Consider the following 14,173-nt stretch of genomic DNA (forward strand, 5'->3'; position numbering starts at 1 on the left):
GGTTTAATGACACGCTTGGTTGAACTTCTTTAGCTTGTAGTAATTGTATGGAAGTGGCGTAAGAAAACCTACGATCAATGCAGGTATCAAAGCCAACCAGTAGACTGGGTCATCAAATGCAGCCTTGCCTCCTGTGATCATGAAATCCGTACTAGTCATGGCTAGTTCCATTGCCACCATCGATATAAATGACATTCCGAATGCAGTTTTCAATGCCAGAGACCATGAGAAATTTTCTCTGTTTTTTAAAATAATAGTTTCAAGAATAATAGATGTGCACAGCCCAGCAATTATTGCTAGTGCCATTTGCCAAACTATTGGTGTTGAAGGGTAAAATGCTTGCAGAAAAAATACCATTCCAAAATCACCAATTGAACATCCAATTAGGCAATTAAGCGTGTTGAAAGAGGCTCTATTCCATTTTTCCCTATCAGACCAAAATCCATCATTAGACTTGATACTATAGCCGCTTTGACCAAGAAGATTGTTTATTTCATTTTTTGTAATGCTCCCTTCTATTGCAAGAGATACTTCCTCACCAATATTTGCATGCCAACTAGAAATTTTATCATTAGCATCTAAATGTGGCTTTACTTTATTTACACAGCCTTCGCAATGTAGGGTTGTAAGTACTTCAATCTTTTGCACCTTTTCCATATGATGTTAAACAACTACAGTAAAGAAAAGGTGCAAAGGATTGAAAATAGTATGTTACTCATACCTTAATGCATTGACAGGATTCATTTTAGCCGTCTTGTAAGTTTGAATGCTGACAGTAACAAATGCGATGAGCGCTGTGAGAAACATGGCTGCAACAAATATCAACGGATTGATACTTGTATGGAATGCAAAATCATTCAACCATTGATTACCATAATACCACACCAATGGGATAACCAATAGGTTTCCTAAGATTACCAAAACAATAAACTCCTTAGATAGAATGAAAATGATTTGAGCGATACTCGCCCCCATGGTTTTTCTAATGCCTACTTCTTTCGTTCTACTGAGGGCAACAAATGAGATCAGACCAAATAAACCAATAGAGGAGACTATAAGTATAATCACAGCAAAAATGGATAGGACTTTTGCCAATTGATTTTCATCTCTATACTGTCTATCAAAATCTTCGTCTAAAAAGAAGTAATCAAGTTCATAGTCTCCATAAACACCATCCCATGCACTTTCCATGGATTTAATAAGATCATACGTTTGCTTTGTATCGTATCTTATTGCAAGGTATTTTCCATAAGAATCACTCTTGTAGTCCATAGCCTGAGGCCAAATGATATCTCTTAAACCAAGCCCATGGTAATCCTTCACCACCCCAATTACTGTACCTGATGGTCTGTTGGAAGGAGACACTATTTCTTTACCAATTGCATCTTCGGGATTTTTCCATCCCATTTCAGCAACACAGGTTTCATTTATTATAAGACCAGCCTCTAATTCTGAGGGCATCTCCAAATCGAAATTTTTCCCAGCGATCAATTGGAGTCCCAGGACATCAATAAAATCTTCGTCAATGGCCATATACTCAGTGTCTACATGATCTGCAGTTTCTGTCTCAGGGTAGGCCCATTGGCCTAACCATCCATGTCTTCCTGGCAGAGCGTTTGTATGAGAGACATTGTATACACCAGAAATAGACTGGAGTTGTTCCTTTAGTACATTTCTACGAGCACCAAGCGGAGCATCAGAAGCATTGACCACTAAAATCTGTTCTTTTTCAAATCCAAGTTCTTGATTTCGCATGTAATTGATTTGATTAATAACCAATAGCGTTGAAATCACAAGGCCAGAAGAAATGAAAAATTGGAAAGTGATTAGAATCTTTCTTAGGCTTAATCCTTGATAGGTCTTATCTAGTTTTCCGCTCAACGCATTAAGCGGATTTAAGCTGGAAATTACCCATGCTGGATAGAATCCAGAACCAACCGTAACCAATGATAATAGAATAGCTATCCCAAATACGAACTCTAGAGTGCCAAAAGAAGCTAGGCTGTATTGCTTGTCCATTAGATCGTTAAAAAACGGTAGGATACTGCCTATTATAAAAAAGCCAACGATGAAAGCAATTACTGTGAGTAAGAAAGATTCAGTCATAAATTGTCCAACTATTGCTCTTCTGGATGAGCCCGCAACTTTTTTCATTCCAACTTCCTTTGCCCGAAACGCAGATCTCGCTGTACTTAAATTGATATAGTTGATACAAGCAAGAATTAGGAGAAACGTTGCGATCCAAGTGACTGTCTTAACTCTTTTTTTAGATCCTTTCGGTCCAAGACCATTCCAGAATTCGCCTAAATAGACTTCATTCAATGGTATTAGTTTGGTAGTAAATGAAACTCCCATTTCATCCAGCCAGTCACCGATGTTTTCATCATAGATATTTCGTGCTTTTGCTTCAAAGCCATCCTTATCAATGCCCTCTTTTAACAGAATGTAGTTTATGACATTGAAATTGCCCCAGCCATCCGTGTAGCTCCACCATTGAATTTTTTCTATGGTTGGAAATGAAACCAGAATATCAAATTGGATATGAGAATTTTTTGGCAAGTTCTTTACGACACCAGTAATCTCGAATTTAAGTGAATCAGCAAGAGTAAGCGTCTTACCAAGAGCATCTCCCTCAAAGTAAACGTCAGCAATTGATTCATTCATCACAGCCGTAAATGGTGCTGTAAGAGCTTCGTCTAAATTTTTTGAGGAAACATCAAATGAAAAAAGATCGAAAAACTCCTGACTCGCATAAAAGATCTTTTTATCATGCCGCTTATTGTCGTGTACAAACTTAAAATTGGAGGGAAAATTCTTTGCATATAGAACTGACTCTACTTCAGGAAATTCGGTACGAAGTTTATAGCCAAGTGGCCAACCATTCGTTTCCATGCCACCTTCCTCAGAGGAAGTAACCACTTTATATATGCGATCGCCCTTTGCGTGAAAGTTGTCAAATGATAGTTCATCAATGACGTATAGTAAAATCAACCCTCCAACAGCTAGTCCAAGAGAAAGGCCCACAAGGTTGATTGCGGAATGAGTTCTGAATTTTATTAGGTTTCTGAAAGCAAGTTTAAATGTCCTCATGATTTTTACGATTAGTCCTATTTTATAAATCCATTTTAAGTTTTTTATCAAGTTCAACCTGAAGAGATTCAATACACCAAGTGTGTATCTTCTTCTGGCTTTTGATATAGAGGTAAATTCTAGATCATCATAAAATACCTCTTCAAGATCACCTTCTATTTCTTCAAGATATTCGCCGTGGATGATCAATCGAAGAATCCTTCGTGACCATTTTGGTGGAGTTATTTCACTCATTACTAAATGGTTTTCAGTCCGTGAATCGCTATCTCTGACCAAAATCCTTCACGAATAGCTTTTATTTCATTTAGGACCTTCTCAGCATAAGGTGTAGCGCAGTAAATGCGTTTTCTTTTACCACCACGTTTTTGTGTTGCTTCCCCGAATTCAGAAGTAAGAAACCCCTTTTCTTCCATACGCTTTAGTGCTGATTGGATAGATCCAACACTGAGTCGTTCATCCATTCTTTTTTCTAGTTCTTTTTTGATTTCAACGCCATACGCTTCTTCTCTCAGAACTATCACTGATAAAAGAACTAACTCTTCAAATTCACCAAGCTTTGTCTTTTTCATTATTAAGTGAGCGATTAAGTAATATTCATATTATTCGTAATTGCAGTAAAAATAGTTACAAATATTATTCGTAATTGCAGTTTTTATTATTAAAATGAGAATGTTAAGCAAGTAGGGTAGACCATTGATTGATCTTTTTCTCAATCAAAGCAAGGATTTCAGGATTATTCCTACTTACTGTTACTTGGAGGTATGTATCACTAAGCGTCCCCGATATTTCAAGTTCTAAGTCAAGTTTAATTTTGAATAGGTCTTTTGATGATGGAGAGTATTCTGAGAAGTTGAATTGCTCTAACATTCCTAAGTCTGACAAGGCATCGATTAAGGCTTGACTGATGTCATGGTTTAAAGTATAAGTTCTCTTGTAAAATCGGATACAATTCTGAGTGGCGATCCATTTGAAATGATTCATGATCTTCTTGCTTCGATAAGATCAAAATCATCTCCCATAGCTCTGCATTTTATTTGTTTTGCCTGGAAGAATTTATTGCTTGAATGAATCAACTTGTATTGATCTTTATCCAATGTAATTGGTCCTTTTTGAGGGATCTTCAATACGTAAATTAGGTTCATCAGACCTGCTACTCCACCGGTTGCTAGAAAGGAAATTGGATCTGTTGATTTTCCGAATTTGGCGAGGTATGAGTTTGATTCATACCCCGAAAATATCTTCAAACGCAATAGTTCATTTGGAATAAAATCTTCGATTTCCCAAAATCCCCAACCGAACGCGTTTACTACCGCGACAATACCGTGGATCCAGTCATCATGGGATTTTAACATTGGCCTAATTAGGGCATTCCATTCATTGGATTGCATTATCCCTCCGAATGTATTGAATGCACATACATGACCAGCTTCAGTTAATAAATTTGTAGCTATTTTATGTCCTTTGAAGCCCATTTTGGCTTCGAATAACCTAAGGAACGAATAAGAAATGTTGCAATAGTAATTGGCATAGTGACGGGTAAGTAATACTCCAAATGCTTGAATGAGTCCATTTTCATGACTTCCTTCTAATGGCATATGTGTCAATGCCTCTCGAACACCGCTGTAGTCGACCCCAGTTTGACTTGATTGTGAAAGTGAATGAATGGAATAGTTTCCTTCCGATTGAGATTCTCTAAGTTTCAGCTTAGGAAGTCTTCTTGAAATCCGGAATAGGCTCTCTTTGTCCCCCTTAGCAATACATGATTGCTGGGAACTAAAATAGGTACCGCAAGGTGTACTATAAATTGCATCTACTGCGCCTGCAAGGAATCCTGAGGTAAAATAAGAAACTGGCCTCTTACTTAGTCCGAATTTAATTTTCCAGCTTATCCCGTAATGATCGTAGCAAGTTTTAACGACTCCTCCGTTAGTATCAATCTCATTTAAATCAATTTTACCAAAGCCAGCAAACTGAAAATAATCCGCAATTGCCTCTTTTTTTTCGTCAATACTGAAATGATTTTGTGAGAAAAAATTTTTGAATTGTGAATATGCAACTTCCTGAGCGCTGTCTTTTAATACAGACTCTATCTCAGGTATATAGTCTATGGTATCAAGCAAGACGGCTTGTAAAAAACAATTGTAGTGGTTGCAGTGAAAAACAGCTGGTTCGTTGGCAGCCAGATAGGCATTACGATCATAATGAAATGATCCTCGCAGGAAGTGATTTTTTAAAGCTGTCATTCTTAACTAATGGGTGCCTTTTTGCATGGTTAGTTCTTGCCCGTAAATGGATTTAATCGCTTGATTAATTTTTTGGAAAGTCGAATCGTCGAGGTAGGTGTAGCTATCTAGGTCTTGTACCTCGTGCATTAGTTTGAGTTGAACTCTTTCCCAAGCCATAGGTGTATATTCCTCTTTGAGATGCTTCTTTATTTCACTAATAAGCATAGTTGAATGAACTAATTGGTAAAGGCACAAACCAATAACTCCTTAATTTTTAAACCAATCCTTATGGGTGCACTTGTGGTGAACATCACTTCAAAGTGAAATTAGTTGTACAAAACAACAACTAATTATATTTTTTGTACGTTTGTACAACAAATAGAATCTATAATTATGAAAGGAGAACATATAGGTGAATTAGAAGAATTGGTTCTTCTAACGGTAGGATCTCTAATTGATGATGCCTATGCCGTTGTGATCTTAGAAGAAATTAAGACGAATACGAATCGTAGTATGGATGTAACAGCAATACATTCTGTTTTAAGAAGACTGGAGAAAAAAGGCTTTGTTAGTTCAGAGATGGGCGGAGCATCTAAAGAAAGAGGGGGAAGAAGAAAGCGATTTTTCACCTTGACCAGAGCAGGTAGGAATATTCTTGATGAATCCATGGAGCTACGTTATTCACTCTACCAAAAATTACCCAAGCTTACTTTTAGCGGATTGCAATGAGAACACCTCCAAAGCTTGCTGATCGGTTCCTGGAATGGTATTGTGATCCATACCTCTTGGAAGACCTCCAAGGGGACCTTCATGAGATCTATGATATGAAGGTTAGCAATGCATCCAAATACCCAGACTTAATCTATTGGTGGTTAGTCATCAGATCTTTCAGATGGTCGGCACTTAAAAAAACTCAAAAACTCAAAAACTCAGGACTAATGATTACAAAGAATAATTTTAAAATAGCATGGAGAGTATTGCTCCGAGACAAATTCAATACATCTATAAACCTTCTTGGTCTTACTATTGGAATAACCTGCTTTCTCTTGCTTGGATTATATGTAAAGCAAGAGGTAAGCTTCGATCAATTCCATTCAAAAAAGGATCAGATATATCGGCTTGTTTTAAATGAGGATTATGGAGATGGACGAACATTTTACAATTCTACAACTCCATTGAGATTTGAAAGTATGATGGAGGATAACTTTCCTGAGGTGGAAATGGGGGTGCAATATATTCTTAGATCACACTTGGTTGGCAGAGGAGAAAAAAGAATTAATGAACCGGTAGCGCTGATAAGTCAAGATTTTTTTCAATTATTTGATTTTCAACTAGTAACAGGTGACCGGGAAAATCCATTTTCATCTAAAAGCGGTCTATTGATTTCTAAGGAGTATGCTCAGAAATACTTTAGCGAGACTGATCCAATTGGTCAAATACTACCTCTTCAAATCAATAATGAGATTAGGGACTTTGTCATAGAGGGAATTTTCTATGATATCCCTAAGGAGTCAAGTATTCAGTTTGATATTGCAATGTCAATAGAAATGACTCGAGACCTATATAGCGATCGGGCATTTACTGCTTGGTTTAATATTATTCCTGAGACATATATTCAGCTGCAAAAGGGTATTGATCCAGCAATTCTCAATGATAAAATACAAGATGTAATCATGAGCCAACTTGCTGAATTGGAAATGGGAGGAGAACCAATTCAAAGAGGTCAATACAATATTGAATTCCAACCTTTAACAGATATACATCTAAATCCCGACGTTCCGTTAGGTTATGCTCCCGTTGGAAATCCTCAATATGTTGGAATTTTAGGGGCCATAGGATTATTGGTAATAATCATTGCCTGCATCAACTATGCAACTTTATCAGTCGGTCAATCACTAAAAAGGGCGAAGGAAGTTGGGGTTAGAAAAGTGTTGGGAGCTTTTGGCATATCACTGACAATCCAATACCTAATCGAAGGGGTCATTCTGACGTTGGTGGCAATGACTATTGGCGTTGTTCTTTCGGTTTTACTTGTTCCAACATTTAATTTATTAACCGGAACAGATCTGGAAATTGACTTTGCCTGGTGGCATGTACTCATCTATTTTGGATTGGCTATTGTTATAGGGTTGATTTCCAGTTTTTATCCAGCCTTGATTCACTCAAGATTCAAAGCGATATCTGTTATTCATAGTGGCAATCAGTCGACCGACAAAGTGAAAGCTCGGAAGGGCATGATCGTGTTCCAATTTGTTATCACTGTATTTTTAATTAGCACTTCTTTTTTAATTCGACAGCAGGTAAGCTTCCTTCAGAATAAAGACATCGGTATCAAGTATGATGCTGTTGTCTCAGCTAACCTACATGCAAGTCCAGAGGCACAACGAATTACAGACATTACGAACAGCGCCATGCAAAATGGAGAGATACTGAAATCTCGACTTGAGAAGTATCCGGAAATTACTCAAATAGGGATGGGGAGTCACGTTTTTGGAGCAAATGGGTGGGCTCATTACGGATTTAATGATAAGGAAGGAAACTTCAAACGTTTTAGGCTACTTGTAGCCAACCCAGAGTATTTAGAGTTATTTGGTGTTCAGGTTGAAGAGGGAAGACTTTTTGAAAAAGGGAATACACTTGACGAAAGACAAGGTGTATTGTTGAACCCAGCTGCTGTAGAGCTAATGGGATTGACAAATGCTGTTGGAGCACAATTGCCAAATGACAATTTTGGAGATCACCAAATTCTAGGCGTTACCAAAGAATTTCATTTTTCATCTTTACACAATTCAATTGAACCGCTTGTAATCGTTCAAAACCCTAGATTGATTTTGCTGGGGATCTCAGACTTAGATATTAGCGATTCATTTGTTCCTAAGTTGGTTTTTCGATTCAATGGTAGTAACCTACTAGACGCTACAGATATTCTTCGTAAGGAATGGGAAGCATCTTTTCCAAATGAAAGTTGGAACTATGAATTTGTTGATGAACGGATCAAATCTCAATATGAAAATGAAGCGAGAATGAACAAACTTATTACTGTAGCTACTGTTTTATCCATACTTATAGCATCACTTGGCTTGCTCGGACTTTCATTGCTAGTCGTCAATAGTAAGGTTAAGGAAATTGGAATTAGAAAGGTTATGGGAGCTACCACACTGGGAATTTTTAAGCTCCTTGCAAAAGGCTTCTCACTTCAAATCTTCATAGCGATTTTACTTTCGATTCCGTTGACCATATGGCTAATGAATAAGTGGTTAGAAAACTTTGCGTATCGTACGGAAATAGGAGTGGGGCTATTCATATTAAGTGCTGTATTATCTGTTTTAGTGGCGGCAATGGTTATCATATACCAGACACTGAGAGCTTCAAGGGTAAATCCGGTTGAATCTTTGAGAACAGAATAACAAAAAAAAGGCTGCTCAAAATGAGCAGCCTTTTCTGAAAGCAGAATGTTTGACGGTAGTAAACTCTTTAGGTAATTAGCTTGCGAGGATATTTACTACTAGTAAAGACAAGACTAATCCCGTCGTGCATATCACAAAACTCCAATTAAGGAATATTCTTTGTTCTTTAGTAATCTTAAGTAAAGCCATGATTTAGGGTGTTAATTGTAATATGAAGTAAGGGATTACAATTATCACTTCCAATTTTGTTCGGTGAACCTGTCAGATGCTTAGATAATGCCTCTGATTTTAAAGATTTAGGTTTTTCACTTTAGCAGTAATTCGGCTACTTCTTCTCCAACCAGGCTTCCAATGGCCACTCCCATACCTCCTAAGCGTACTCCTTGCACGATTTTTTCGGAGATTACTTCGATTATGGGTTCTTTATTTTCTCCAAAAGCCATAATACCAGACCATTCGAGTTCAATTTGAAATTTCTGATCTGGCAGGATAATCTCTTCTAGATCTGAAAGAAGCTTTTCTTTAATCTTTTTATTGATCCCAAACTCTGTGGTTGTTTCTTCATGAATTACCAAGTTGCGCCCTCCACCAAAAAGTAATTTCCCATAATAGTCCCTAAAATAATAGTACCCTTCCTCATAGTGGAAGGTCCCTTCAAAGTTTAGTGATTGCTCAGGTTGAATGCACATCACGATACCTCTACCAGGGGCTATGTCTAATTGCTTATTGACAATGTTTTTAGTAAACGCGTTCGTACAGATTCCTACTTTTCTTGATCTAAAAGAAAGGCTCTTGCATTCTACTGTAACGAAATCCGATTCTTCATTGATCTTCAATACTTCACATCCTGTGTAGATCTGAATACCTATTTCTGCACAGTATTTCCAAAGCGTTGATACTAGTTTTCCAGTGTCAAGTTGACCCTCAAGGTGATTTTCGATCAGATGGGAGGTATTGTTAAATCCGAATTCCTGGATTTTGGAATCGGATGTTTTGAAAACTTCAGTCTGAAAAAATGGCTGGAGTATCGTATTTACATGATCAATCTGATCAAGTATGTCAGTATTGTTGAAAACAAGTTCATAACCACTTTTCACTTGAATGTCGATATTCGCTCTTCCCAATCTTTGACAAGTTTTTTGAAGCCCATCCCATCTTTTTTCTACGAGGCCAAGCATGCCTTCTTCTCCCAAGTCTTCTATGTCGTTGATTAACTCAGAAACACTTCCAAAACATGCAAAGCCAGCATTTTTTGTACTTGCGCCTGATGGTAGAACTCCTCTTTCCAGTACTGCTATTTCTAAATCAGGGGATTGTTCTTTTAAAGTAGCAGCTGCGGAAAGACCTGTAATCCCAGCACCAATTATTAGAATGTCTGGAGATAGAAAAGATTGTTTTTCCCAAAGACTATGCACGTTATTGCTATTTAATTTCTAATGAAGTTAATCAGAGTAATTTACCCGCAGCACTTCTGCTTTGATTTTTACGGAGGCTAGAAAGTCTAACCAAAACAACTGCTGAGCCGATAAATGATCATTTGGAGATTTTACCTCATAAAATTGATATTCATTATCCCTCCATATGAACAGATCAGGAAAGCCCGCACTGTTTTCCTTCATGTTTTTTGACATTTCAATCAGCGTCATTTTTAGGCCTTTAAGAGGTAGCTTTTCTATCATAACTATTAATGCAGGCAGTAAAGCTTCGTGCCATATAACAAACCTGTTAGCGATTCCATACTTGTCATTATGGACCTTAGAGATTTGTTGTGTTAGCTGCTTTCGCGAACGCATTTTTTTCAGGCAATCATTAAGTAGGTTTTGGCGCGACTCAAAGAATATTGAATCATTTAAATCTGAAGGCTGACGCTGTAGTGGGTGATGAAATGAACCGTGTTTTGTATCAAATATGATATCCCAAAAAATAAGACCAAATAAGCCTCTCCAAAGGAAGTTTTCGGCATGAATTCCATTCCATCCTTCATTCTCAAAGTGGTTTAATACCGCATCTTCGACCTTTATTGTTGGCCTGGAAATTGAAATTGATGGCGCCCCTTTTAGGCGTTGTGTCATACTTCGGTCAATCCGAATTCCTTTTCGGTTTAAAAAGTCAGAAGCGAACGTCTGCTCAGATGCATTGCTGGGTTCTTTAAGAATTTTCTTTGCAAGATTTATGGCGTCTTCTCTAGATTCTTGTTTATCCAATATTCTAACACGCCTTTCCCTTGATGGATGACGATCAGTAAGGGAATAGAATTCTAGCGCTTTATCAGGAAGATGAATCTGTTCAAAATAATAGGCAATTTTCAATAGCAATTTCTCAGCTGATTTGGCAGATCTCGGATATGACAGCCAAGTCTTCCATGGCATCTCATCCAAATAATCTTCTAGCGGAAGGTCTGCCTCCTGAATTTCATATATCATTCGTTTAAGTTGTGAAATATGCATTACCGACAAAGCCTCTTCTCTGGATTCAAACCAAGGTTTAAAATTCGATTCATCGAGCTTTTCAATTTTCACATTTCCAACATCACGCACCACAAAATCTGTCATCTGCCCACCTCTGTATCCAAAGAATAGCAGCTTGATAAACTCTACTTCTTCATTCTTTAAAACTTGAACTATTTCTTCTTGTTCATGTATAAGTGGAATGTCAATCTCAGTGAGTTCACCTAGTATGTCCTCTTTTTTTTGAGAGGCATGAAGAAACTTAAACGCCGAAACAAGTTCTGACTTGGTGAATAGTTTAAACTGGATCGGGTCATCACTTTCATTGATTTGAATGAACTCATGATGAAGTAGTTCCTCTTTGGCTTCTTGCACATCAGGTATTTCAACATAAGAAATCTTATTGATTCTAAAAAAATCACCTCGGCGATTGGAAAATCTTAAATAAAGACATTGAGCTTGTTCTGAAAGATTTCTAAAAGTTTGATAAAATAGATACTCAGGTTGATCTAACACATGGTCGTACTGCCTTTCAACAAATTCTAATAGGTAATTGAAATAGTCTAAATAGTACTTTTCGGGTAGTATGATTGGATCATTTTTAGACATTTACAAGTAATGCAGCTTTTTGGGTTACTCTACGTGTTTTAATAGTATAATATCATAGGTACCATCATTTGTTTCTTTTTATGAAGTTTATCTTCTCATATGTTGCTTTTTTGGCAATGACGGCATTGTATGCTCAAAGTTATGTTGATTCAGGGATACGCCACTATGCGGCGGGTGAGTTTGAAGAGGCTTTGATAGACTTCAAAGACGCAGCCGATATAGAAAGTATGATTACCGAATCTTCTCGAGCTAAATTATATTTCTACAGAGGAATGATTTGGCTTTCACGAGCAGAAAAGTCACCGAATGGTTTTCCGGAAATTGATCCACTTAAGTTGAGTTATGACGACTTGACAAAAGTGCTATCAATGGATGATAGCTGGAAGGCACAAATTGACGATGCATATTCCAGGCTGTATACCTTGATCTTGGAAGAGGCAGATAATTATTTGAAGCAAGTCAAAAAGGAAGATGAGTTGGATCAAAAGTTGAAACTTTTGGATTCTCGAAATGGGTTTCTGGATTTAGCTGTCAATCTTGATGTTTCAGCAATGCCTGTACTTTACCTAGCTCAAACAAATAAGCAAGCAGGCGATCTAATCTTTGAAGGATCTAAGGACTTTCAGGAGCTTCAGATAGCAAAAAAATATTATGAGGAGTCTCTAAAACACTTTGAACAAGCCCGATACGAAGATCCATTTTCAAAAAAAATCATTCAGGACCTGTTAACCATATCGACGAGATTAGGAGATAGTGAACGAATTGATGAATACAACAAGCTGCTAGAATTAGCAGGTGGATAACTAAGCGCAAGTTTTCTATTCTTTAGTCATCTAAGATCAAAAGAAAAGCATTTGACTACTACTATGAAAACACGCTACCTGTCTTTAATTTCAGTCCTATTTCTTATTGCATCATGCGGAGGAGATGATGGGGCCGGAGGAACCGTAAATTCCAACCCAGGCTCTTTCATTGTTACCGTGAATACTACTGGTACTACCACAGCCTCAATAAGTTGGACGGCCTCTGAAGATCCAGATGGAGATAATGTAACTTATGATGTGCAGTTAGGATCATCAAATGTTTCTGAGGATCAAAGTCTAAGGAGCTATGATTTTACCGGCCTTGATGCAAATACGAGTTATAGTGGCAGTGTAGTTGCTAACGATGGAAATGGAGGTTCAGCATCAGCATCATTTTCTTTTACCACTTCTTCTGAGGGGGGTAATCAAAATCCAGGATCATTTACTGTAACTGTAGGTGATCTTACGCATAATACTGCTAACATTTCATGGACGAGCGCAACAGATGCTGATGGGGATGCAATTACATATTCTATAGAACTTGATTCCGACGAAATAGCTTCAGGAGAAACTGGAACATCCTATCAACTTACGTCACTTGCCTCTGGAGTAAGCTTTAGTGGAAAAATAATAGCAAGTGATGGGAATGGAGGAACATCTGAATCAGCCTTTGATTTTGTATCATATGTTGTCGATATCTCTCAGTATACTAGTATGCCTGGGTATGTATCTCACACATTGGTAGATTGTAACTACGCTGAAGGTGGAACTGGAAAATGCTACGAAATAGTCTTTGGGAGTAACCCTGTTAATGATGACGGACCATTCTGTCCAGAAACTACATTTGATGTCGGCGGATTTGGTAATTATGATGGAGATACTAATCCTGGTTTCCAAGTAATGAAAGCTTCGTTATTTGAGTCTATGGAGGCTGATGGATATGACATTATTTCTGATGTTGCGAATGGTGATGGTAGCTTTGATATCAACATAGAAACAGATGTTCCAGGTGGAGGCATTGTAAATATGGGACCTACAGCAGCTTGTCTAGAGCCCACTCCAGATGATGAATTAACATTGACTTTCCAAATCCCTGTTGTTCCCACCAACAACTCTAGTGTAGATGATATTGAAAATGTAGAGTATGTAGGGCTTGCATTAGATGGTGTTCCTATCAATGGAGCTCCTCCATCTGTAGTGTCTAATAATGGTAAAATACCTTCTTTAGATAGGTGTGGAGGACACCATGATCCGTCTGGATATTATCACTGGCATTTTTTAGCCGCCCATATGGATGCTACGCTAGATGCTAACAATCTTTTAGATAGAGATAACGATATTCAATGTTCGAATAAAACTCAAAGTGGAACAGCTTTAATCGGATACGCAAGAGATGGATATCCGATATATTCAGGTTACGATGAAGGCGATGTAGTTCCGACTGATTTGGATGGTTGCAATGGACATTTTGGTCCAACTCCTGATTATCCGGATGGTATCTATCATTATCATGCATCAACTGATATTACAAATGTTCCTCCATGTATTGTTGGAAAGCAATCAATGAATGCATTCAATAAACCGAACTAAGT

The 14,173-nt window shown here is 37.6% G+C and carries 12 protein-coding genes; 4 read left to right on the forward strand and 8 right to left on the reverse strand.

Features of this window, described 5'->3' with window-relative positions; all coding sequences use genetic code 11:
• Positions 1–3 precede the first annotated feature (3 nt).
• The 6 genes from ACY650_RS15665 to ACY650_RS15690 all read right to left on the reverse strand — a co-directional run bounded on the left by ACY650_RS15665 (position 4) and on the right by ACY650_RS15690 (position 5,540).
• Positions 4–657, reverse strand: a complete 654-nt coding sequence (locus ACY650_RS15665; protein ID WP_462248754.1) for a DUF4396 domain-containing protein — start codon at positions 655–657, stop codon at positions 4–6.
• Between the two features lie 54 nt (positions 658–711).
• Complete coding sequence (locus tag ACY650_RS15670) at positions 712–3,324, reverse strand: FtsX-like permease family protein (protein WP_462248756.1); 2,613 nt, start codon at positions 3,322–3,324, stop codon at positions 712–714.
• A 2-nt stretch (positions 3,325–3,326) separates the two neighbouring features.
• Entirely contained in the window at positions 3,327–3,659 is a 333-nt protein-coding gene (locus ACY650_RS15675; RefSeq protein ID WP_462248758.1) for a PadR family transcriptional regulator, read from the reverse strand.
• A 103-nt stretch (positions 3,660–3,762) separates the two neighbouring features.
• Positions 3,763–4,071 carry a hypothetical protein gene (locus ACY650_RS15680; protein WP_462248760.1) on the reverse strand — a complete coding sequence of 103 codons (309 nt, stop codon included), beginning with the start codon at positions 4,069–4,071 and terminating at the stop codon, positions 3,763–3,765.
• The gene (locus ACY650_RS15685; protein WP_462248762.1) at positions 4,068–5,333 is read right to left on the reverse strand and encodes a hypothetical protein; all 1,266 of its coding nucleotides are present in this window, start codon (positions 5,331–5,333) and stop codon (positions 4,068–4,070) included. Before ACY650_RS15685 ends, ACY650_RS15680 begins: the two co-directional genes overlap by 4 nt.
• 6 nt (positions 5,334–5,339) lie before the next feature.
• Positions 5,340–5,540, reverse strand: a complete 201-nt coding sequence (locus ACY650_RS15690; RefSeq protein ID WP_462248764.1) for a hypothetical protein — start codon at positions 5,538–5,540, stop codon at positions 5,340–5,342.
• A 168-nt stretch (positions 5,541–5,708) separates the two neighbouring features.
• On the opposite strand from ACY650_RS15690, the gene ACY650_RS15695 reads away from it, so the two are divergent.
• Positions 5,709–6,044, forward strand: a complete 336-nt coding sequence (locus ACY650_RS15695; RefSeq protein WP_462248766.1) for a PadR family transcriptional regulator — start codon at positions 5,709–5,711, stop codon at positions 6,042–6,044.
• The gene (locus ACY650_RS15700; RefSeq protein ID WP_462248768.1) at positions 6,041–8,722 is read left to right on the forward strand and encodes an ABC transporter permease; all 2,682 of its coding nucleotides are present in this window, start codon (positions 6,041–6,043) and stop codon (positions 8,720–8,722) included. Before ACY650_RS15695 ends, ACY650_RS15700 begins: the two co-directional genes overlap by 4 nt.
• A gap of 305 nt (positions 8,723–9,027) precedes the next feature.
• On the opposite strand, the gene ACY650_RS15705 is transcribed toward ACY650_RS15700, so the two are convergent.
• Both ACY650_RS15705 and ACY650_RS15710 read right to left on the reverse strand, forming a co-directional pair.
• Positions 9,028–10,137, reverse strand: a complete 1,110-nt coding sequence (locus tag ACY650_RS15705) for an NAD(P)/FAD-dependent oxidoreductase (protein ID WP_462248770.1) — start codon at positions 10,135–10,137, stop codon at positions 9,028–9,030.
• Between the two features lie 27 nt (positions 10,138–10,164).
• Positions 10,165–11,778: a VRR-NUC domain-containing protein gene (locus ACY650_RS15710; protein ID WP_462248772.1), complete on the reverse strand. Its 1,614-nt coding sequence runs from the start codon at positions 11,776–11,778 to the stop codon at positions 10,165–10,167.
• A gap of 80 nt (positions 11,779–11,858) precedes the next feature.
• Here ACY650_RS15710 and ACY650_RS15715 point away from each other — a divergent pair, with 80 nt between their 5' ends.
• Together ACY650_RS15715 and ACY650_RS15720 are read left to right on the forward strand one after the other, a co-directional pair.
• Positions 11,859–12,581, forward strand: a complete 723-nt coding sequence (locus ACY650_RS15715) for a hypothetical protein (RefSeq protein ID WP_462248774.1) — start codon at positions 11,859–11,861, stop codon at positions 12,579–12,581.
• A gap of 63 nt (positions 12,582–12,644) precedes the next feature.
• Positions 12,645–14,171, forward strand: a complete 1,527-nt coding sequence (locus ACY650_RS15720) for a YHYH protein (protein ID WP_462248776.1) — start codon at positions 12,645–12,647, stop codon at positions 14,169–14,171.
• Positions 14,172–14,173: the final 2 nt, after the last annotated feature.

This window comes from Ekhidna sp., assembly GCF_963691765.1.
Classification (GTDB): domain Bacteria; phylum Bacteroidota; class Bacteroidia; order Cytophagales; family Cyclobacteriaceae; genus Ekhidna.